The 20,733-nt window shown below is 65.4% G+C and carries 17 protein-coding genes; 6 read left to right on the top strand and 11 right to left on the bottom strand.

Annotated features, from left to right (window positions below):
• Positions 1-26: 26 nt before the first annotated feature.
• Together J6500_RS04220 and J6500_RS04215 are read right to left on the bottom strand one after the other, a co-directional pair.
• A complete protein-coding gene (locus J6500_RS04220) occupies positions 27-1,043 on the bottom strand; it encodes a TRAP transporter substrate-binding protein (protein WP_376707754.1) in 1,017 nt (338 codons plus the stop codon).
• 145 nt (positions 1,044-1,188) lie between these two features.
• The gene (locus tag J6500_RS04215) at positions 1,189-2,892 is read right to left on the bottom strand and encodes an IlvD/Edd family dehydratase (protein ID WP_225711406.1); all 1,704 of its coding nucleotides are present in this window, start codon (positions 2,890-2,892) and stop codon (positions 1,189-1,191) included.
• Positions 2,893-3,062: 170 nt separating this feature from the next.
• Here J6500_RS04215 and J6500_RS04210 point away from each other — a divergent pair, with 170 nt between their 5' ends.
• Together J6500_RS04210 and J6500_RS04205 are read left to right on the top strand one after the other, a co-directional pair.
• Positions 3,063-3,752 carry a GntR family transcriptional regulator gene (locus J6500_RS04210; protein ID WP_225711405.1) on the top strand — a complete coding sequence of 230 codons (690 nt, stop codon included), beginning with the start codon at positions 3,063-3,065 and terminating at the stop codon, positions 3,750-3,752.
• Positions 3,753-3,792: 40 nt separating this feature from the next.
• Entirely contained in the window at positions 3,793-4,368 is a 576-nt protein-coding gene (locus tag J6500_RS04205; RefSeq protein WP_225711404.1) for an invasion associated locus B family protein, read from the top strand.
• Here the strand turns inward: J6500_RS04205 and J6500_RS04200 are convergent, their stop codons facing one another.
• Positions 4,369-5,190, bottom strand: coding sequence for an NAD-dependent epimerase/dehydratase family protein (locus J6500_RS04200; protein ID WP_225711403.1), 822 nt, complete (start codon positions 5,188-5,190; stop codon positions 4,369-4,371).
• A gap of 101 nt (positions 5,191-5,291) precedes the next feature.
• Between J6500_RS04200 and J6500_RS04195 the strand changes: the two genes are divergently transcribed.
• Positions 5,292-6,254, top strand: a complete 963-nt coding sequence (locus tag J6500_RS04195; RefSeq protein ID WP_225711402.1) for an SMP-30/gluconolactonase/LRE family protein — start codon at positions 5,292-5,294, stop codon at positions 6,252-6,254.
• 104 nt (positions 6,255-6,358) lie between these two features.
• On the opposite strand, the gene J6500_RS04190 is transcribed toward J6500_RS04195, so the two are convergent.
• Together J6500_RS04190 and J6500_RS04185 are read right to left on the bottom strand one after the other, a co-directional pair.
• Entirely contained in the window at positions 6,359-7,789 is a 1,431-nt protein-coding gene (locus J6500_RS04190; protein ID WP_225711401.1) for an aldehyde dehydrogenase family protein, read from the bottom strand.
• 285 nt (positions 7,790-8,074) lie between these two features.
• Complete coding sequence (locus J6500_RS04185) at positions 8,075-10,441, bottom strand: thiamine pyrophosphate-binding protein (protein ID WP_225711400.1); 2,367 nt, start codon at positions 10,439-10,441, stop codon at positions 8,075-8,077.
• A 131-nt stretch (positions 10,442-10,572) separates the two neighbouring features.
• Between J6500_RS04185 and J6500_RS04180 the strand changes: the two genes are divergently transcribed.
• Complete coding sequence (locus J6500_RS04180; RefSeq protein WP_225711399.1) at positions 10,573-11,034, top strand: Lrp/AsnC family transcriptional regulator; 462 nt, start codon at positions 10,573-10,575, stop codon at positions 11,032-11,034.
• 1,199 nt (positions 11,035-12,233) lie between these two features.
• On the opposite strand, the gene J6500_RS04175 is transcribed toward J6500_RS04180, so the two are convergent.
• The gene (locus tag J6500_RS04175; RefSeq protein WP_225711398.1) at positions 12,234-13,175 is read right to left on the bottom strand and encodes a fumarylacetoacetate hydrolase family protein; all 942 of its coding nucleotides are present in this window, start codon (positions 13,173-13,175) and stop codon (positions 12,234-12,236) included.
• 142 nt (positions 13,176-13,317) lie between these two features.
• Here J6500_RS04175 and ppk2 point away from each other — a divergent pair, with 142 nt between their 5' ends.
• The gene (gene ppk2 / locus J6500_RS04170; protein ID WP_225711397.1) at positions 13,318-14,232 is read left to right on the top strand and encodes a polyphosphate kinase 2; all 915 of its coding nucleotides are present in this window, start codon (positions 13,318-13,320) and stop codon (positions 14,230-14,232) included.
• Between the two features lie 338 nt (positions 14,233-14,570).
• Positions 14,571-15,449, top strand: coding sequence for a transporter substrate-binding domain-containing protein (locus tag J6500_RS04165; protein ID WP_225711396.1), 879 nt, complete (start codon positions 14,571-14,573; stop codon positions 15,447-15,449).
• Positions 15,450-15,617: 168 nt separating this feature from the next.
• Here J6500_RS04165 and J6500_RS04160 read toward each other — a convergent pair whose 3' ends face one another.
• The 5 genes from J6500_RS04160 to J6500_RS04140 form a co-directional block, all read right to left on the bottom strand.
• Complete coding sequence (locus J6500_RS04160; RefSeq protein WP_074128493.1) at positions 15,618-16,286, bottom strand: amino acid ABC transporter permease; 669 nt, start codon at positions 16,284-16,286, stop codon at positions 15,618-15,620.
• Between the two features lie 58 nt (positions 16,287-16,344).
• Entirely contained in the window at positions 16,345-17,604 is a 1,260-nt protein-coding gene (locus tag J6500_RS04155; protein ID WP_225711395.1) for an NAD(P)/FAD-dependent oxidoreductase, read from the bottom strand.
• A 5-nt stretch (positions 17,605-17,609) separates the two neighbouring features.
• Positions 17,610-18,368 carry an SDR family NAD(P)-dependent oxidoreductase gene (locus tag J6500_RS04150; protein WP_225711394.1) on the bottom strand — a complete coding sequence of 253 codons (759 nt, stop codon included), beginning with the start codon at positions 18,366-18,368 and terminating at the stop codon, positions 17,610-17,612.
• 121 nt (positions 18,369-18,489) lie between these two features.
• Positions 18,490-19,572, bottom strand: coding sequence for a zinc-binding dehydrogenase (locus tag J6500_RS04145; protein WP_225711393.1), 1,083 nt, complete (start codon positions 19,570-19,572; stop codon positions 18,490-18,492).
• A gap of 106 nt (positions 19,573-19,678) precedes the next feature.
• Complete coding sequence (locus J6500_RS04140; protein WP_225711392.1) at positions 19,679-20,683, bottom strand: DMT family transporter; 1,005 nt, start codon at positions 20,681-20,683, stop codon at positions 19,679-19,681.
• Positions 20,684-20,733 lie beyond the last annotated feature (50 nt).

Here is a 20,733-nt window from a genome sequence, read left to right as displayed (position 1 = left end):
CTCGAGCTCTCCGTCGTCCCGAGCCTTCAATTGACCGCGCGGATCAGGTTCTTGATCTTCTCGGCCTGCGGGCCGAGGTCCTTGGCGAGCTTGTCGAGATAGGGATCGGCGATCGCCGTGAAGGTCTTCTTGTCGACGTCCTCGACCACTTTGACGCCGAAGCCCTTCAGCTTCTTCAGCGCGCTGTGCTCGAGGTCGAACGCCTTGGCCGGTTCCTTGGCGCTGACCTCGTTGGCGGCGGCCTGCACCCACCGCTTCTGCTCGGCGGAGAGGCTCTGCCACAATTTGTCGGAGACGAACAGCAGTGCATTGTTGGCCTCGTGCTCGGTGATCGAGAGCACCGGCGCCACCTCGTAATGCTTGTTGACGAGGTAGACGTTGATGCTGTTCTCGGCCGCATCGACCACGCCGGTTTGCAGCGAGGTATAGACGCTGCCGAACGGCATGTGCACCGTCTGGGCATTGTAGGCCGGAAACATGGTGTCCTCGGTCGCGGTCGCCTGCACGCGGACCTTCATTCCCTTGAGGTCGCCGACATTGTGCACCTCCTTCTTGCTGTAGATATGCCGCACGCCCTGCGAGCCGGTGCCGATCACATGCAGGCCCTGGGCGGTGTCATCGATCATGGTCCTGATCGCGTCGAACACTTTCGGATCGGCCAACGCCTTGATCACATGCGCCTCGTCGCGGAACAGGAAGTGCAGCGACATCACGCCGGCCTGCGGCGAGATCGTCGCCGTGTTGGCGGAGGAGATGATGGCAAATTCGATATCGCCTGACTTCACCAATTGCAGCAGCTGCGGTTCCTGGCCGAGCTGGGCACCGGGGTACTGATCGACGATCATGGTGCCCTTGCTCAATTCCTTGAGCTTGTCGGCGAACAGGTCTCCGGCGATCGAATAACCGGTGTTGCGCGGCTGGTCGTAGGCGAAGCGGAAGTGCTTGACCTCCTGCGCGCCGACGCCCGCAGGCACCAGCAGCGCTGCTGCGGCGGATAGCAGTGCCGTCATGGCGATTCCGACGATCTTGGCTGGATAGCCCATCGCGACGTTCCCCCTGCTTTGTTTATTGGCTCGATCATCCCACCAGTCCTGCGGGATTGTCAATAAAACAGGAGAAATTCGTCGACGGCGACGCCAAAGCAGGCGTTACGCGACCGACATTATCGATAATTTGGCCGCGCCATCCTTATTTACCCTTGGCGCGCATGAAGTCGAAGTCGCAGCCTTCGTCGGCTTGCAGGATGGTCTCGTTGAACAGGTGCGCGTAGCCGCGCCTGGCCCAGTCGGGCGTACCAGTCGGCGCCAGCGCGGCGCGGCGCTTCTGCAGTTCGGCCTCATCGACCAGGAGGTCGATGCTGCGCTTGGCGACGTCGAGCCGGATCATGTCACCGTTCCGCACCAAACCCAGCGGACCGCCGACGGCGGACTCCGGGGTGATGTGCAGCACGATGGTGCCGAACGCGGTGCCGCTCATCCGTGCATCCGAGATGCGGACCATGTCCTTGACGCCGGTCCGCGCGAGCTTCTTCGGGATCGGCAGATAGCCCGCCTCGGGCATGCCCGGCGCGCCCTTCGGCCCGGCGTTGCGCAGCACCAGCACGTCGTCGGCGGTGACATCGAGCGCGGGATCGTCGACCCGCAGCGTCATGTCCTCGACCGACTCGAACACCACGGCGCGGCCGGTATGCTGCAACAGCCTCTCGCTCGCCGCCGATTGCTTGATCACGGCGCCGCGCGGCGCGAGGTTGCCGTGCAGAATGGCCATCGCGCCTTCGGACTTGATCGGGTTCGCCTTGGAGCGGATCGCATCCTGCCCGGGCACCTCCTCGGCGCCGGCAACGACCTCGCGCAACGTCTGCCCAGTGATGGTTCTGGCATCGAGGTCGAGGAGATCGCCGAGTTGCGCCATCAGCTTCGGCAGGCCGCCGGCGTGATGGAAGTGCTCCATGTAATGATCACCCGACGGCTTGAGGTCGACCAGCACAGGCACCTCGCGGCCGAGCCGGTCGAACGCTTGGAGGTCGATCTTGTGCGGCGTGCGGTTGGCGATCGCGGTGAGGTGAATGAGCCCGTTGGTCGAGCCGCCGATCGCCTGCATCACGATCTGGGCGTTGCGGAACGACGACGGCGTCAAAATCTCGCTCGGCTTCGGTCCCTTGGTCTTCGCCATCTCAGCGGCAACGCGGCCGCTGGCCTCGGCGGAGCGGAAGCGTTCGGCATGCGGCGCCGGGATCGTCGCGCTCATCGGCAGCGACAGGCCGAGCGCCTCGGTGACACAGGCCATGGTCGAGGCCGTGCCCATCACCATGCAGGTGCCGACCGACGGGGCGAGACGACCGTTCACCGCCTCGATCTCGGCGTCGTCGATCTCTCCGGCCCGATACTTGCCCCAGAGCCGGCGGCAATCGGTGCAGGCGCCGAGCACCTCGCCCTTGTGATGGCCGACCACCATCGGCCCGACCGGAATCACGACGGTCGGCAGATCGGCGCTGACGGCCGCCATGATCTGCGCCGGCAGGGTCTTGTCGCAACCGCCGATCACGATCACCGCATCCATCGGCTGGGCGCGGATCATCTCCTCGGTGTCCATCGCCATCAGATTGCGCAGATACATCGAGGTCGGATGCGCAAAGCTCTCGGCGATCGAGATGGTCGGAAACACGAACGGCATCGCGCCCGACAGCATCACGCCGCGCTTCACCGCCTCGATGATCTGCGGGACGTTGCCGTGGCAGGGATTGTAGTCGCTGTAGGTGTTGGTGATGCCGACGATCGGGCGGTTGAGCGCATCGTCGGAATAGCCCATCGCCTTGATGAAGGCCTTGCGCAGGAACAGCGAGAAGCCGGCGTCACCATAGCTGGTCAGTCCCTTGCGCAGTCCGTCGGCCATTTTCTTGTATCCCGTGGTTATCAGATCGCACTTAAGGAGCGCGGGAATTATTGTCAATATGAGATAATTCCACGCCGATGGGCGCCTGATCTGCGGCAAATTCACCGCTATTATTGACAATGACTGTGGCGCCGTGGTGTCGTCCGTCCGTCTTTCCGAAGCGGACGAGCATGAAAGCGCAGGCAGCACCGTCAGAGGTTCCCACCCCCTCGCGCGAGGAGGAACAGGCCGAAGTGATCCGCCGGCTGGAGGAGGACATCATCTTCGGCCGCTTCTCCCCCGGTCTGCGGCTGGTCGAGGATACGCTGATGCAGCGCTACGGCGCGAGCCGGCATTTTGTCCGCCAGGCGCTGTTCCAGCTGGAGCGCCAGGGCATTGTGCTGCGTGAGAAGAACGTTGGCGCCACCGTGCGGTTCTATTCGGCGGAAGAGGTGCGGCAGATCTACGAGGTGCGCGAGATGCTGACGCGCCAGGCCGCACTGATGATCCCGCTCCCGGCGCCGGCCAGCCTAATCGAGCAACTAAACGAGCTGCAGCGGCATTACTGCGCCAGGGCCGAAGCGCAGGACATGCGTGGGATTCACGAGACCAACGATGCGTTCCACATCGCGCTGTTCGCGGCCTGCGGCAACCCTTATCTGGTCCGCTCGCTGCAGGACTACATGAACCTGACCCTGCCGATGCGCGCCAAGAATCTCGCCGACAGCGAGGGCCTCGCGCTGTCGCGCCGGCAGCATGAGCTGATGATCGAGCTGCTGAAGGGCCGCGACAGCTGGGCGCTGGCGCAGCTCTGCGTCGATCACATGGCGTACAGCAAGGCGGATTATCTCGCCCGCATCGCCAACGACAAAAAGCCGTAATAGCGCGCGATACGCGGCCCTGATTGTTCAGGAGACGGCGATGCGCTACGTGGCTTTGGTGTTGGGATCGGTCGCCGCGCAACTCGCGCTCGGCGGCAGCAGCGAGGCCGCCGATCCGCGCGCGACGCAACTGACCTACGAGCCCTGGACCAAGACCTGCCTGACGCAGGCGAGTTGCTTTGTCGGCACCGCCGCGCGCGGTCAATGCTCGCCGTCTGGCGGCGGTATCACTGTTGCGCCACAGAACAGCAAGCGTGCGATCCTGAGCGCGAATGTCGGAACGCGGACCATGCTGGAAGGCACGATCAGCCTGCGGATCGATCAAGACGAGCCGATCCAGATCGCCAAGCCGCATTGCTACACGCTCGGTTGCGGCGGCACGCTCGAGGCAAACGGCGAGCTGATCGAGCGGCTGAAGCATGCGCAGACGATCACGGTGGAAGCCAAGAACCTGACGGGTCAAGCGATCAGCCTCTCATTTCCGCTCACCCACTTCGCCGAGGCTTTTGACGGGCCCGGCAGCGAGCCCAAGGTGATCGAAAGGCCGGCCCAGGAGAAGGACGTGCAGCAGCAGCGAGCCGCTTCCGTCCAACAACTCCCCCAATGCGACAACTGATCACTTCTTCCAGTCGATGATCCCGCTCCTGTCGCCGTCGAACTCCATGCTGCAGAACGTGCCGCCCTGGTAGAAGTCGCCGACCGGATCGGGCGGCAGCTTGGCTTGTTCGGCCATCGCGTGCTCGCGAAAATCTTCAGCCCTGCCGGTCGGGCGATAGCCGAGATCGTAGGCGCGGTGATTGTCCCACCATGAGCGCTCGTTGTAGGAGGCGCCGTAAAACACCTCGAAGTGAATGTCGGGGTGCTCGAGCCCGATCCGGCAGAGTTGCACCAGATCTTCCGGCTTGAGCCAGATCGACAGCCTGCGGTGGTCGAGCGGCGCCTCGCCGAAATTGCCGATGCGCAGGCACGTCACCTTGATGCCGTGCTTGTCGGCATAGAGCGCGCCGACCGCCTCGCCGAACACTTTGCTGACGCCGTAGCGGCTATCCGGCCGCGGCGTCACGTCGGTGCCGATGCGGTGATGGCGCGGGTAGAAGCCCACCGCATGGTTCGACGAGGCGAAGATCACGCGCTTGACGCCTTTCCTGCGCGCCGCCTCGAACAGATTGTAGCAGCCGATGATGTTGGCCTGGTGGATCTGGTCCCAGGATCCCTCGACCGAATAGCCGCCGAAATGCAGGATGCCGTCGACGCCTTCGCAGATCGCCTCGACCTGCGCGAGATCGGCGAGATCCGCTGCCTTGAACGTCTCGCCCGCACCGAGATCGGAAGGCTGCTTGATGTCGCTCAGCAAGAGGTCCGGATAGATCGGCGGCAGCAGCTTCCGCAGGCTCGTTCCGATTCCACCCGCTGCGCCGGTCATCAATATGCGTGCCATTCCGTCCCTCATATGTGCTGTGTGCTGCTGCCGAATTGCGGTTGCAGGCCGACGATGATAGCAAACCAGGTACAGAGGAAACACAACAACGAGAACAGCAAATGTCCGATGTCCATTCCGCAGGCTGGCGGCCCGCGACCTATTACCCCGATCCCGCGATCCATGCGCTCGACCCGCGCTTCGAGAAATACTGGCTGAAACTCTCCGCGATCGAGCGCATCGCCACTGGCCTGCGCTGGGCCGAAGGCCCGGTGTGGTTCGGCGACGGCCGCTATCTGCTGTGCAGCGACATCCCGAACCAGCGCATCATCAAGTGGGAGGAAGAGACCGGCGCGGTCAGCAACTATCGCAAGCCGTCGAACTTCGCCAATGGCAACACGCGCGACCGCCAGGGCCGGCTGATCACCTGCGAGCATGGCGGCCGGCGCGTGGTGCGCACCGAATATGACGGATCGATTACGGTGCTGATCGATTCCTATGGCGGCAAGCGGCTGAACTCGCCGAACGATGTCGTGGTGAAATCCGACGGCTCGATCTGGTTCACCGATCCGACCTTCGGCCTGCTCGGCAATTACGAGGGCTACAAGGCGGAGCCCGAGATCGACGCCAACGTCTATCGGCTCGATCCCGAAACCGGCAACGCCACGATCGTCGCCGAGGGCGTGTTGGGGCCGAACGGGCTCGCCTTCTCGCCCGATGAAAAGGTCCTCTATGTCATCGAGTCGCGCGGCGTGCCCAACCGCAAGATCCTGGCCTACGACGTGTCGCCTTCCGGCGACAGGCTGTCCAATAAGCGCGTGTTTGTCGATGCCGGCCCCGGCACCCCGGACGGTTTCCGGCTCGACATCGACGGCAATCTCTGGTGCGGCTGGGGCATGGGCGATCCCGAACTCGACGGTGTCGTCGTGTTCGCGCCCGACGGTGTGATGATCGGCCGCATCGCGCTGCCCGAGCGCTGCGCCAACCTCTGCTTCGGCGGGCTGAAGCGCAACCGCCTGTTCATGGCGGCGAGCCAGTCGATCTATGCGCTCTACGTCAACACCCAGGGCGCGCTCGGCGGATAGTTGTCGCCTCGGCAACGCAAACGTCAAAAGTACCCTCTCCAGAACGTCTGACGCCGGGGCGGTGATCCGCCCCGGCGCCAGCATCTCGTCTCTCGTGGCCCGGCTTACGCGGCGTTGAAGCCGGCGATGGCCTTGACTTCGAGATATTCTTCCAGGCCGTAGCGGCCCCACTCGCGGCCGTTGCCGGACTGCTTGTAGCCGCCGAACGGCGCGGTGCGCTCGTTCGGCACGCCCTGCAGGTTGACGTTGCCGGCGCGGATCTGGCGGCCGACGCGGCGCGCGCTCTCCACGGTATCGCCGGTGACATAACCGGCGAGACCGAACGGCGTGTCGTTGGCGATCTTGACGGCGTCGGCTTCGTCCTTGGCGCCGATGATGGTCAGCACCGGTCCGAAGATTTCCTCGCGGGCGATCGTCATGTCGTTGGTGACGTCGGCGAAGATGGTCGGACGGACATAGAAGCCCTTGTTCACGCCCTCGGGCAGGCCCGGACCGCCGGCGACGAGCGTTGCGCCCTCGTCGATGCCCTTCTGGATCAGCGCCTGGATCTTGTCCCACTGGCCGCGGTTGACCACCGGGCCGATGGTGGTGTCGGCCGCGCGTGGATCGCCGGCCTTGGTCTTGTCGGCGACGCCCTTGGCGATCGCGGCCACTTCCTTCATCCTGGAGAGCGGCACGATCATGCGCGACGGCGCGTTGCAGGACTGGCCCGAGTTGTTGAACATGTGCATCACGCCGCCGGTCACCGCCTTGGTCAGGTCGGCGCCTTCGAGGATCACGTTCGGCGACTTGCCGCCGAGTTCCTGGCTGACGCGCTTGACGGTCGGCGCCGCCCGCTTGGCGACGTCGACGCCGGCGCGGGTCGAGCCGGTGAACGAGATCATGTCGATGTCCGGGTGCTCGCTCATGGCAGCACCGACCTCCGGGCCGAGGCCGTTGATGAGGTTGAACACGCCCTTCGGCACGCCGGCTTCATGGAGGATTTCCGCGAAGATCAGCGCCGAGGTGGGAGTGAACTCCGACGGCTTGAGGATCATGGTGCAGCCGGCAGCGAGCGCAGGCGCGACCTTGCAGGCGATCTGGTTGAGCGGCCAGTTCCACGGCGTGATCATGCCGACGACGCCGACCGGCTCGCGCACGATCACGGCGGTGCCCATGGTCTCCTCGAACTCGTACTTCTTGAGCACTTCGAGGGTGTTCATGAGATGGCCGAGGCCGGCGCCGGCCTGCAGCTTCTCGGCCATCGGCAGCGGCGCGCCCATCTCGTCGGAGACGGCCGCGCCGATCTCCTTCATGCGGCCCTTGTAGACCTCGATCACCTTGGTGAGCAGCGCGATGCGCTCCTCGCGGCTGGTCAGCGAATAGGTCTCGAAGGCGCGCTTGGCAGCGGCGACCGCCTTGTCGAGATCGGCCTTCGAGCCGAGCGCAACCTCATACATCGCCTCTTCGGTCGCCGGATTGACGACCGGGGTGGACTTCTTGACGACTGGATCGACCCAGGCGCCATCGATGTAGAATTGCATGCGATTGACCATCGGAAACCTCTTGTGCGGGGCGTATGGAAAGCGGAACGGAAGCGTTCGGCAGGCATCCTTGCACGAAAGCCCGGCGAATTGAACCCGCCATGTGCGGGACGCGGCTCGTGCGCGCCCTCGGGATATAAAACCGCGAGCGCGCGGGTGGCAAGACTTCCTCCCTCGTCATTCCGGGGCGCGGCGAAGGCGCGAGCCCGGAATCCATTTCACCATCAATTACGCGGCCCGATGGATTCCGGGCTCGTCGCTTCGCTCCGCCCGGAATGACGAAGGTGAGATGTCGCATCACACCGCCATCTTGCGATGCCGCACCGGGGCGCCGGTCGAGAGGCTTTCCGCCGCATCGATGATCGCATTGGCGTCGATGCCGTAGTGGCGGTAGAGGTCGCCGATGGTGCCGGTCTGGCCGAAATGCTCGACGCCGAGCGCCTCGACCCGGTGGCCGCGCACGCTGCCGAGCCAGCCGAGCGCGGCCGGGTGGCCGTCGATCACGGTCACTATGCCGCAGTCGCGGCCGAGCGGCGCCAGCATCTGCTCGATATGACTCAAATGCTGCACGCCGCGGCGGTCGCGGCGCAAATTCCGTGCGGCGGACCATCCGGCATAGAGCCGGTCCGCCGAGGTCACCGCGAGCAGACCGACGTCGCGGTGGCTCTCGCCGATCAGGCCGACCGCCTCGATCGCCTCCGGCGCGACGGTGCCGGTATATGCGATCACGAGGTCGCAGTTCGGCCCCGGCTTGCGCATCCAGTACGCGCCGTCGGTGATGTCGCGCTGCAGATCCGGCGTCATGATGCGCTGCGGCTGTTCCAGCGCGCGGGTCGAGAGTCGCAGATAGACCGAGCCGCCCTCCGCGCTGTCGCGCTGCATGTGCTGGAAACCCCAGCCCATGATCACGGCAAGTTCATCGACGAAGGCCGGGTCGAACGAGGCGAGCCCGTCCTGCCCCATCCCGATCAGCGGCGTCTTGATCGACTGGTGCGCGCCGCCCTCCGGCGCCAGCGAAATGCCTGACGGCGTCGCCGCCACCATGAAGCGCGCATCCTGGTAGCAGGCATAGTTCAGCGCATCGAGGCCGCGCTCGATGAAGGGATCGTAGAGCGTGCCGACCGGCAACAGCCGCGCGCCGTTGATCTGGTGCGACAGGCCGAGCGCCGAGAGCATGATGAACAGGTTCATCTCGGCGATGCCGAGCTCGATGTGCTGGCCCTTCGGCGAATACTCCCAGGTGTAGGCTGACGGGATCTTCTCCTGCCGGAACAGGTCGTGGTTCTCCGCTTTCGCGAACAGGCCGCGGCGGTTGACCCAGGCGCCGAGATTGGTCGAGACGGTGACGTCGGGCGACGCAGTGACGATGCGCGAGGCCAGCGCGCTGTCGCCCTTGGCCAGTTCGTGCAGAACGAGGCCAAAGCCCTGCTGCGTCGACATCTGCGCCGAGGCCTTGAAGGTCAGCCGCTCCGGCACGTCGATCACCGGCGCCGACAGGCGGCGGCGTCCCTCGCGATTGAACGGCGCTTCAGCCAGGAACGCTTCGAGCTTCGCCGGGTCCTGCGACAGACCCTCGAACCTGTCCCACTCATGGCCCGGGCGGATGTTCTGCGCCGCGCGCCACTTCTCCATCTGCGCGACCGTCATCAGGCCGGCATGGTTGTCCTTGTGGCCCTGCATCGGCAGGCCGACGCCCTTGATGGTGTAGGCGATGAAGCAGACCGGACGATCGTGGTCGATCGATTCGAACGCCTCGATCATGCTCGCCATGTCGTGGCCGCCGAGGTTCGACATCAGCGCCAGCAGCTCTTCATCGCTGCGGCGATCGATCAGCGCCGACACCTGCCCCTGGTCGCCGATATCGTCCTGCAAATGCTTGCGGAAGGCGGCGCCGCCCTGGAAGCACAGCGCCGCATACATCTGGTTCGGGCAATTGTCGATCCAACGCTTGAGCGCCTCGCCGCCAGGCTCGGCGAATGCTTCCAGCATCAGCTTGCCGTATTTCACGATCACCACGTCCCAGCCGAAATTGCGGAACATGGTCTCGAACTTCGACCACAGCCCCTCGCGCACCACGGCATCGAGCGACTGCCTGTTGTAGTCGACCACCCACCAAGTGTTGCGCAGCGCGTGCTTCCAGCCCTCGAGCAGCGCCTCGAAGATATTGCCCTCGTCCATCTCGGCATCGCCGACCAGCGCGATCATGCGGCCCTCGGGCCGGTCAGCCATCCAGCCATGCGCCTTGACGTAATCCTGCACCAGCGAGGCGAACAGCGTCTGCGCGACGCCGAGGCCGACCGAGCCGGTGGAGAAATCGACGTCGTCGCTGTCCTTGGTGCGCGACGGATAGGACTGCGCGCCCTTGTAGCCGCGGAAATTCTCCAGCTTGTCGCGGGTCTGGTGGCCGAACAGGTACTGTATGGCGTGGAACACCGGGCTCGCATGCGGCTTCACCGCGACGCGGTCCTGCGGACGCAGCACGGAGAAATACAGCGCCGACATGATGTTGGCGAGCGAGGCGGAGGAGGCCTGATGGCCGCCGACCTTCAGCCCGTCGGTGTTTTGCCTGACATGGTTGGCGTGATGGATGGTCCATGACGACAGCCACAGCACCTTGCGAGCCAAAGCGGACAGCATGTCGAGGCGTTCAGGCGCTAATCCCATGGCGGAACTCCGGAGCAATATCGGCGATGTTACTGCCGCGAGGGCCGGCGAAAATCTCAATTCCACGCGACAGCACAGGAAAAATTGGGATAAATTCCCACGATCCGGGCCCCGCCAGCGAGTTCATCCCAATGACTGCCCTCGATGCCATCGACCGCAAGATCCTCAGCCTGCTGCAGACCGACAGCCGCATGACCATGCAGGAGCTCGCCGACAAGGTCGGGCTGTCGGTGTCGCCCTGCCACCGCCGCGTCAAGCTGCTCGAGGAGCGCGGCGTGATCTCGCGCTACATCGCGACCGTCGACCAGAAGTCGCTGGGCTTGCATGTCTCGGTCTTCATCTCGATCAAGCTCGCGCGGCAGAAGGAGGAGGACCTCAACCGTTTCGCCCGCGCGATCTCCAAATGGGACGAGGTGCTGGAATGCTACCTGATGACCGGCAACCGCGACTACCTCCTGCGCGTCGTCGCCGCCGACCTCGCATCGTATGAAACCTTCCTGAAGACCAAGCTGACCCGGCTCGACGGCATCGCCTCGATCGAGTCGAGCTTTGCGCTGAGCCAGGTGAAGTATTCGACCGCGCTGCCGGTATAGGCGTGACGCGTTGGTGACGTGACGCGTGCCAAATCCACGGTGTCGTCCTGGCGAAAGCCAGGATCCATAGCCACCGAATCTGATCGTGATGGGGATCGTGGCCCCAGCGCCCGGCAACAACAGGCAGTCGGGGTAATGGGTCCTGGCTTTCGCCAGGACGACGGTTGTGGGTGTAGCTCGAGCCACATATTCGGCGTCGTCCCGGCGGAGGCCGGGACCCCCACGCCGCGGCGGATGTTGTGAATGGGCTTCGTCGTTCGAGCGTCGCACGACAATCAGCATTTGTGGGTATGGGTCCCGGCCTTCGCCGGGACGACAGCGAGTTTGTTGTGCCGCTGGTGAGTCATGCTTCCGCATTCTCGCGACATGTTTTGTCCGAGCTTTGCATTTCGTTTCGCCCTTCTTCGAACAGAGGGCGCAGGGAAAGCCGGGTGCCGATCGCACCCATGGGCCCCGAGCAATGGGTAGAAAGCTCGGGGGTAGGACCACAGGTGTAACCGGAAACAACCCGGCTTTCCCTGCGCGATGGGTTACGGCTTATACGTGCTTACCCCGGCGAGACTGGGCTTGTTTGTCACCGCCCTCGCAAGACGCAATTGCATCGAGCGAGAGGACACCTGCCGCTAGGGCGTCCGGCCTGCACGATTTCGCCGTCCGCCTCGCGTGCTGTCGTCACTGACACGCGCGGCGTCCACCGCATCTCTCCACGACGCTAATGACGATGCGCAGCGCCCCTCGATCGGGTGAGACGGCGACATTGAACATCTGAGTTGGGGTGCGCGTCAAGAGAGAATTCCGAAAATACGAATAACAGCGCATGGCGGATCGACGTGGGACCCTCATTCATTTCACCGAAACTCCAATCCCTCGTCATTCCCGGGCGCGCGAAGCGAGAGCCCGGAATCCATCAGGCCGCGCGTTCGGCCGATGGATGGATTCCGGGCTCGCGCCAACAGGCGCGCCCCGGAATGACGAAGACAGGATGCACTTAGTCGCGCAAGAATGGACCGGTGCAGGGTTCCTCTCCCCTTGCGGGAGAGGGGTGCCACACGCTCTCTCAAATTCGCGTTGAGACGCCCGACGTTGCGAAGGCGGTGCTCACGTCGATCATCGCACCCGGAGCTTACCCCTCTCCCCGACCCTCCCCCGCAAGGGGGAGGGAGCCTGACCGGCGCGCTCACCTCACATGAATCGCGCCGTCACAGCAGCTTCCGCTGCGCGAGGTTCTTCATCAGCGCGCCGACGCCGAACGTCCACGGCTCGCATTCGTCGCTGGTCCGCATGCGGTTGACGAGCTTGCCGAGCTGGGGAGCGGCGATGGTGACGATGTCGTCGCGCTTGTGGGTGAAGCCCTCGCCCTTGGCGTCGCGGTCCTTCACCGGGGCGAACATCGTTCCGAGGAACAGGGCGAAACCATCAGGATATTGATGCACGGGGCCGATGGTCTGGGCGACGAGATCGGTCGGATCGCGGCTGATCTTGCTGATCGAGGAATGGCCTTCGAGCACGAAGCCGTCGGTGCCCTTCACCGTCAATCCGACATCCATTTTCCTGACGTCGTCGAGCGAGAACGTCGCATCGAACAGGCGGATGAACACCTCGGCATCGGGGCCGATGCCGACCTCGAGATATTGGCTCCAGGCGTTCTGGTCGATCAGCACCTGCTTCAGCTTCATGGCCTGCTCGGAGCCCGGCTTCAGCTTCGAGAGATCGTCGCCGACGAGGCGCACCACCTCCTTGCGGATCGCCTCCGCCGAGGACGGATTGCCGCGCGCCCGCTCCTCGATCACGCGCTCCAGCATCGAGATCGCGAAAGTGACGCCGGCCGCCTTCAGCACCTGAAGATCGACCGGCGCGAGCAGATGCGGCTTTGCGCTGTCGCGGCGATCGGGCGGCGTGTTGGCGAGGATCGCCGCGAGGTCGCCGATCCGCTCGCCCTTGGTGGCACCGAGCGCAGCGGCGGGATCAGCCTCCGCGCAGAGCGCGCTGACCGTCGGGAAGGCGGCCGTGACGTCGAACACGCCGTCGGCGCGGATCGCGGCGACGGCCGGCCCGCCAGCCTGCGGCAGCCAGACCCGCCCGACCAGCGTTCCGGATGTGCCGTCCTCCGGCAGGACGTCTTGTGGCGTAAGCGAAATCATCGGCGTCTCCTCTTGATTTGTTGCTTGTTAGCACAGTCCCGCTGGCACCGTGAAACCACCGTCATGCCGGTGTCACATAGGGGTAACACGGGCCGTCAATGCTCCCGTCCGATCCACCTAACACACTGAAAGACGGACCTTCATGACTGCCGATCTGACCGACGAAGCGCTGCGCGCCCGCATCCAGCAGGAGATCGCCGACAATCTCGACGAAGAGCTCGAGCTCGAACTCGACGATTTGCGGCTCGACGAGCTCGAGCACGACACAGCAGGCAGCCGGCCGACGCTCGACCGCAAGTTCTATTTCAGCGAGCTGCTGCGGCTGCAGGGCGAACTCGTCAAGCTGCAGGACTGGGTGCAGCACGAGAAGAAGAAGGTGGTGGTGCTGTTCGAGGGCCGCGATTCCGCCGGCAAGGGCGGGGTGATCAAGCGCATCACCCAGCGGCTTAACCCCCGCGTCTGCCGCATCGCCGCGCTGCCGGCGCCGAACGAGCGCGAGCGCACGCAATGGTATTTTCAGCGCTACGTCTCGCATCTGCCGGCCGGCGGCGAGATCGTGCTGTTCGACCGCAGCTGGTACAACCGCGCCGGTGTCGAGAAGGTGATGGGGTTCTGCACCGACGAACAGTATGAGGAGTTCTTCAAGTCGGTGCCGGAGTTCGAGCGGATGCTGATCCGCTCCGGCACCATCCTGCTGAAATACTGGTTCTCGATCACCGACGAGGAGCAGGCGTTCCGCTTCACGATGCGGATCCAGGACCCACTGAAGCAGTGGAAGCTGAGCCCGATGGACGTCGAGGCGCGCACCCGCTGGGAGCTCTACACCAAGGCCAAGGAGACCATGCTGGAGCGCACCCACCTGCCTGATACGCCGTGGTGGATCGTCGACGCCGTCGACAAGAAGCGCGCCCGCCTCAACTGCATCTCGCATCTGTTGAGCCAGATCCCCTACCAGGTGGTGCAGCACGAGCCGGTGATCCTGCCGCCGCGGGTGCGCAACCCGGACTATCACCGCGGCCCGATCCCGCCGGAGATGTATGTGCCGGCACGGTATTGAAGCGGGGCGCGCGCTCAGCCACGTGCACACTGCGCTCCCCCTCCCGTTCTTACGGGGAGAGGGTTGGGGTGAGGGGCCTCCATCCGGCGAGCACCTTGCGGCTTGTTGACGAGTGTGCCCTGCCTCTCACCCGGATTGCATCTTGCGATGCAATCCGACCTCTCCCCGCAAAAGGGCGGGGAGAGGTGAAGAGCCTCTTCCCGCATCCGCCTTCGGCGAGACAAGAGCAGGGCGAGGTGAAGAGCTAGGCATCTCGCCTACCAATGGCGCAGGTTGGTGGTATTGCCGCTTCCGGACACCGACGCTAGGCTTCGGCGATCTGTGCAGGGAGGCCACTCGTGACTGAATCCGACGACACCAAGATCTCCGAAGACCGCCGCGACGCGCTGCGCTATGCGCTCGGTATCGGCAGCGGCGCCGCGCTGGCGGCCGCCCTGACGACGCCGGCTGCGGCGCAGGCGCAGGCCGACAACACGCTGGACCGTATCCGCGCCAACAAGGTGCTGCGGATCGCGGTGCTGCCGGGCGAACTGCCCTATTTCAACAAGGACCTCGCCTCCGGAACCTGGTCGGGCTTCTCGATCGAGATGGCCAACGACCTCGCAAAGCTGCTCGACGTCAAACTTGAATATGTCGAATCGACCTACGGCAACTCGATCCTCGATCTGCAGGCCAACAAGATCGATCTCGGTTTTGCGCTGAACCCGACGCCGCAGCGGGCCCTGGTGGTCGATTTCACCAGCCTCGTGTTCCCGCATCCGTTCGGCGCCATGCTGAAGAAAGGGCTGGAGGCCAAGACCTGGGCCGACATCAACAAGCCCGAGGTCAAGATCGCGGTCGACGTCGGCTCGGCCAACGAGGCGGTGGCCCGGCGCTTTGCGCCGAACGCCACCATCAAGTCGCTGAAGTCGCGCGACGAGGTGATGCTGGAAATGTCGTCCGGCCGCGTCGACTGCGTGGTCAACGCGCTGGTGCTCGGGCTGACCGCGATCGCCAAGAACCCCAACCTCGGCACCTACAAGATCCTGGCCTCGCCCTCGGTGACGATCGCCAGCGGCACCGCGGTGCGGCGCGAGCCGGACAAGCGCTGGCGCGATTTCCTCTCGGTATGGATCGACTACAACCGCGGCATCGGCCAGATGCGCGAATGGTTCGTCAAGGGCCTAGGCCTTGCCGGCGTCAAGCCGGAAGACGTGCCGGTGGAGTTGAGTATCTAGCTGAGGAGGTCGCCGCTTCACCTCTCCCCGCCTGCGGGGAGAGGTCGGATTGCATCGCAGATGCAATCCGGGTGAGGGGGTACGGGTCTCTCGGCGCTCATAACTCGCGGAAGCGGCCCCTCGCCCCACCCCTCTCCCCGCGAAGAGCGGGGAGAGGGAGAGGAAAGATCACACCTTGTCATATGTCAGCCCGCGCTCCAGCCGCCGCGCCACCAACGTCGACGGGAACAGGATCGCGAAATAAATCAGCGCGACGATGGTGTAGACCTCGAGCGGCCGGTACGTATCCGCGTTGATCAGCGTCGCGTTGTAGACGAGATCCGGCACCGCGATGATCGAGACCAGCGAGGTGTTCTTCAGCTGCGTCACCGACTGGTTGACATAGGGCGCCATCATCGGCTTCAGCGCCTGCGGCAGGATCACGAGCCGCATCAGCCGCCAGCCGCGGAAGCCGAGCGCCTTCGCGGCATCCCACTGCCCGACCGGCACGCTCTCGATCGAGCCGCGCACGATCTCGGCATAGAACGCGCCGCCATAGAGCGAGAGCACGCTGACGGCGGCGACATGCGCCGGGATGTTGACGCCGATCACCACCGGGAACGCATAGTAGAACCAGATGATCTGCACCAGGAGCGGGGTGCAGCGGAACGTCTCGATATAGGCGATCAGCAGCCAGTCGATCACGGGAATGCGCCGCAGCCGCAGCATGCCGACGATCAGGCCGATCAGGGTGCCGAGGATGATGGTGCCGATCGTGTAGGCGATGGTCCAGCCGAGCCCGAGCCAGAACAGATGGCTGTACTTGGCGAGGATGCCAAAATCCCAGACGTAGTTCATCCTGCCCCTCGGTTGTCGAACGTTCGCCGGCCCAGCATCGCAGGCCGCCTTGCGCGAGTCACGCGATATACCGGCGCGGCGCGAACGCGCTGACATCGAACGGCGGCGCATCGCCCGCGATCATCGCCGCGATCGCGGCACCCGTTCCAGTGCCGGTGGTGAAGCCGATGTGCTGGTTGCCGAAGGCAAGCCAGAGACCGCGATGCCGCGGCGCCGCGCCGATCATCGGCAGGCTGTCGGGCAATGTCGGCCGCGCGCCGCGCCAGCGCTCACCGACCGCTTCGCCGAACTCGGCCACGCTGCGCGCCATCGGCACCACGGCCTCGAGCTGCGCAAAGTTCGACGGCGCATCACGCGCAGTCAGCTCGACGCCGCTGGTGATGCGGATGCCCTGCTCCATCGGCGTCATCAGGAAGCCGCCGTTGGAATCATGGATCGGCCGCAGCAATCTGCGCGCCGGGTTCGGCGCAAAGTGCTGGTGATAGCCGCGCTCGAACGCCAGCGGCACGCGATAGCCGAGCGGCTGCAGCAGCTCGGCCGACCACGGCCCGAGCGCGACCACGACGTGGCGCGCGGCGATGGTGCCGTCGGCGAGCAGCACGCGCCAGCCGTCGCCTTGCGGCTCGATCCGCCGGATCTCGGACTGCCGCACAATGCCGCCACCGTCCGCGAACATCTGCGCATAGGCCTTGACCACCGCGCCCGGGGAATCCACCGATGCCGTCTGCGTGTGCAACAGGCCGACGCTGTAGGCCGGGATGATGTTGGGCTCCAGCGCGGAGATGCCCTGGCGGTCGAGCACCTCGCTTGTGATGCCGAATTCGGCGAGCGCGGCCTGCTCGGCCTTGGCCGCCGCGAGGGCGTCACCGCGCCACGCCTTCAGCCAGCCGGTCTCGCGGATGCGATGCCCGGCGCCGGCCTTGACGATCCAGTCGCGATGCAGCTTCAGCGACGCGCCGATCAGGCCGTTGAGCGCCGCCGCGCGCGGCTTCGTCTGCGCCGGCACAGCGCTCGCAAGGAAGCGAACCACCCAGCCGGCATTGGCGATCGCCCACGGCAGATTCCAGCGCAGCGCCGGATGGGTGTTGCCGAGATATCTCGGCAGGTTCTTCCAGAGCGAGGGCGTGTTGAGCGGCAGGATCGAGCCGGACGAAAGGATGCCGGCATTGCCATAGGAGGTCTCGCTGCCGGGCTCGCGGCGGTCGACGATGATCACGGAGCGGCCGCGCGCCCGCGCCGCCAGCGCGGCGGAGACGCCGACCATGCCGGCGCCGAGCACCACGACATCGGCCTGTTGTCCCGCTGCAGCCTCGCCCATGCCGGTCACATCAAGGTCAGGCCGCCATCGACCGGCAGCGTGGCGCCGGTGACGTGGCCGGCTTCCGCCGACAGCAGGAAAGCGACGACGGCGGCGACCTCGTCGGGCTCGGCGAGCCGCTGCATCGGATTGGTCTTGGCGACGCGCTCCCAGGTCGCGGTATCGAGCGCGCCGAACAGGCCGGGATCCTTGCGCGTGTAGCCGGGCATCACCGCGTTGGCGGTGGCGCCCGAGGCGGCGAGCTCGATCGCGAGCGACTTCACCAGCACCTCGAGCGCAGCCTTCGCGGCCGCCGACCCCGGATAGGTGGCGCCGGGCACGAAGCGGTGCGGCCCGAAGCTGGAGATCGCGACCACGCGGCCCTGCGCGCCGCGCGTGAGGTCAGCCAGCGCGGCGGCCGCGATCTCGTGGAACGCCGCGGCCATCACCGCGAAGGCGCGCTCCAGCGCCTCGCGCGGCAGGCTGGCGAAGCCGCGGCGATCGGCAAAACCCGCGGCATGCACGATGGTGTCGATCGGCCCGAACGCGGCGCGCGCCGCCCTGACGAGATCGGCGCCGGCGCCGGCCCTGGCGAGATCGCCGGTGCAGATCTCCACTTTGGCGCCCTTGCCGCGGCACGCGCTCGCAACCGCATTCAGCCGATCGAGCGCCGCGGCCTCGGCACCCTGCCCGTGCAGCATCAGGCATTGATCCGACGCGGCGAGCCGGCGCGCAACCGCGGCGCCAATGCCGGAGCCGCCTCCCGTGATGATCGTTACGCGCATGCGTGATGTCGTATTCAGAGAGAAGGAGAACTATAGGAGCGGTATCGCGAAAAGCAAATTGCGCGCCAATGGCGGTCCGCGGGTGGATTTGCGAAGGCGTAACCCACGCTGCGGAAATCACTCACCGCCAGGGCTCGACGAGGATCTTGGTGTGCGCCTCGGGATTGGCGAGATCGGCGAAGGCCTGCGCGACGCCGTCGATGCCGACGCGGCCGGTGACCAGCGAGGCGGCATCGACCTGGCCTTCCGCGATCAGGCGCAGCGAATACGCGAATTCCTCCGGCGTGTAGCCGAGCACGTACTGGACGTTGAGTTCTTTCAGGATGCCGAGCATCGGCTCGGAACGATCGGTCTCCATGCAGACACCGACCACGACAATACGGGCGTCGCGCGGCGCGCCCTCGAACACCTGCTGCAACACGCCGGGCACGCCGACGCATTCGAAGATCAGCGCCGGCTTGAGCGGCGGCAGCAGCGCCTGCATCGGCGGCCGCGCGGCCTTCTCCGCTTCCGTCATCTGGGCATGCTCGGCCCAGCTCGCATAGGGCTGGGTCTTCGCCGGATCGATCACGACATCGGCGCCCATCTTCTCCGCGAGCTGGCGCCGCGCCGGCGAGTAGTCGGCGGCGACGATCGGGCCGAGGCCCTTGATCTTCAGCGCCGCGATCACCGCCAGCCCCACCGGGCCGCAACCGATCACCAGCGGCACCTCGCCGCCCCGGATGTCGGCCTTGGCCACCGCGTGGACGCCGACCGCCAGCGGCTCGGTGAGCGCGGCGTGCTCGGCGGCAAGGCCGTTCGGCACTTCGAGCAGCAGCGGCTCGGAGAGCAGCATCTGCTCGGCATAGGCGCCGGGATTGTCGTTGGAATAGCCGATGCTTCGCGGTCCCTGCGGCGTCAGCAGCGCCGGCAGCGAGCAGACTTTGGTACCGGGTTTGAGCTTGCGCGTGGTGTCGGGACCGTAGTCGAGGATCTCGCAGCAGAACTCATGGCCGAACACGACGTCGCGCGAGAGGTCCATCGGCTGGCGGCCGGGCAGGAACTTGCTCAGCTCCACCATACGGTGGGCATGCTTGCGCGCGTGCAGGTCGGAGCCGCAGATACCGCAGGCGAGCGACTTGACCAGCACCTGGCCGGCGCCCGGCTTCGGCTCGGGCATGGTGTCGACGACAATCTCGCCGTTCCTGAAGATCGCTGCGCGCATAGTGCCTCCCAACTGGATTTTTTCCAGTCATAGCACGGAGGATCGCCATGAATAGCGCATAACACCCTTGCCGGCGCAGGACTGCGTCATCCCCCGGATAGCGGGATCAGGCGTTCGGGGACGGCTCGCTCGCCACAGCCAGCAATTGCGAGCGGCGGATTCGCTCGCGGTGAGCGGTGTAGAGGCCCGAGGCAACGATGAAGGCGGCGCCGAGGATGGTCCATGCGTCGGGCAGTTCGCCGAACACCAGGAAGCCGAGCAAGCTGACCCAGACCAGTTGGGTGTAGGAGAAGGGCGCCAGCACCGAGGCGTCGCCGTAGCGGAACGCCAGCACCACGATCCACTGGCCCGCGGTGGACGCGACGCCGATCAGGATGCCGAACATGATGTCGTGCCAGGTCGGCGCGACCCAGACGAACGGCACCAGCGCCGAGACGATGATGACGCCTGTTATCGACGAATAAGCCATCACGGTGACCGGCCGTTCGCTACCGCTCATCTTGCGCGTCAGGATCAGCGTGCCGGCCCAGGCGAACGCGGAGACGATCGGGAAGAACGCCGCCGGATGGAACGCGGCGGTGCCCGGCCGCAGGATGATGAAGACGCCGACCAGCCCGACCGCGGTCGCGATCCAGCGGCGCAGGCCGACCTTCTCGCCGAGGAATGCGATCGACAGCGCGGTGACGAACAGCGGCGAGACGAAGCTGGTGGCGGAGGCTTCCGCGATCGGCAGGAAGCTCAGCCCGGTGATGAACAGCAGCGAGGAACCGAGCAGCGCAGAGCCGCGCAGCACGTGCAGACCGACACGGTTGCTCTGCATCGCAAACAGCGGCGAGCCCGGCAGCATCGCAGGCAGCATGATCAGCGCGAACACCACGAAGCGAATCCAGGTGATCTCGATCGAGGGCAGCGTCGACGAGAGATATTTCGCGGTGACATCCGAGGTGCCGAGGAACACGGTCGACAGCAGGATCAGCGCAATGCCCTTGAACGGACGATCGGCGCGCGCGGCGGTCTTGCGCGCGACGTTCCTTTGCGCGGCAGTGGTCTTCTCGGGCAATGCAAGCGGAACGCTGTCCAGCCTGGCGGCTGCGGCGGGGGGCGGAGTCACGGCAATCTCGATGGGCAAATAAAGCTGATTTGCTGATGACAGAAAACCCC

Source organism: Bradyrhizobium semiaridum (assembly GCF_020329505.1).
Lineage (GTDB): Bacteria > Pseudomonadota > Alphaproteobacteria > Rhizobiales > Xanthobacteraceae > Bradyrhizobium > Bradyrhizobium semiaridum.
Note: the sequence above shows the minus strand (reverse complement) of the source record. Positions and strands in the feature narration are given on the sequence as shown.

Bases quoted from the DNA above. Each gene is read 5' to 3' on its own strand.
- J6500_RS04200 (WP_225711403.1), bottom strand. From the start codon at position 5,190: ATGGCACGCATATTGATGACCGGCGCAGCGGGTGGAATCGGAACGAGC.
- J6500_RS04205 (WP_225711404.1), top strand. From the start codon at position 3,793: ATGCGCTACGTGGCTTTGGTGTTGGGATCGGTCGCCGCGCAACTCGCG.
- J6500_RS04195 (WP_225711402.1), top strand. From the start codon at position 5,292: ATGTCCGATGTCCATTCCGCAGGCTGGCGGCCCGCGACCTATTACCCC.
- J6500_RS04220 (WP_376707754.1), bottom strand. From the start codon at position 1,043: ATGGGCTATCCAGCCAAGATCGTCGGAATCGCCATGACGGCACTGCTA.
- J6500_RS04180 (WP_225711399.1), top strand. From the start codon at position 10,573: ATGACTGCCCTCGATGCCATCGACCGCAAGATCCTCAGCCTGCTGCAG.
- J6500_RS04150 (WP_225711394.1), bottom strand. From the start codon at position 18,368: ATGCGCGTAACGATCATCACGGGAGGCGGCTCCGGCATTGGCGCCGCG.
- J6500_RS04175 (WP_225711398.1), bottom strand. From the start codon at position 13,175: ATGATTTCGCTTACGCCACAAGACGTCCTGCCGGAGGACGGCACATCC.
- J6500_RS04190 (WP_225711401.1), bottom strand. From the start codon at position 7,789: ATGGTCAATCGCATGCAATTCTACATCGATGGCGCCTGGGTCGATCCA.
- J6500_RS04215 (WP_225711406.1), bottom strand. From the start codon at position 2,892: ATGGCCGACGGACTGCGCAAGGGACTGACCAGCTATGGTGACGCCGGC.
- J6500_RS04210 (WP_225711405.1), top strand. From the start codon at position 3,063: ATGAAAGCGCAGGCAGCACCGTCAGAGGTTCCCACCCCCTCGCGCGAG.
- J6500_RS04160 (WP_074128493.1), bottom strand. From the start codon at position 16,286: ATGAACTACGTCTGGGATTTTGGCATCCTCGCCAAGTACAGCCATCTG.
- J6500_RS04155 (WP_225711395.1), bottom strand. From the start codon at position 17,604: ATGGGCGAGGCTGCAGCGGGACAACAGGCCGATGTCGTGGTGCTCGGC.
- ppk2 (WP_225711397.1), top strand. From the start codon at position 13,318: ATGACTGCCGATCTGACCGACGAAGCGCTGCGCGCCCGCATCCAGCAG.
- J6500_RS04145 (WP_225711393.1), bottom strand. From the start codon at position 19,572: ATGCGCGCAGCGATCTTCAGGAACGGCGAGATTGTCGTCGACACCATG.
- J6500_RS04185 (WP_225711400.1), bottom strand. From the start codon at position 10,441: ATGGGATTAGCGCCTGAACGCCTCGACATGCTGTCCGCTTTGGCTCGC.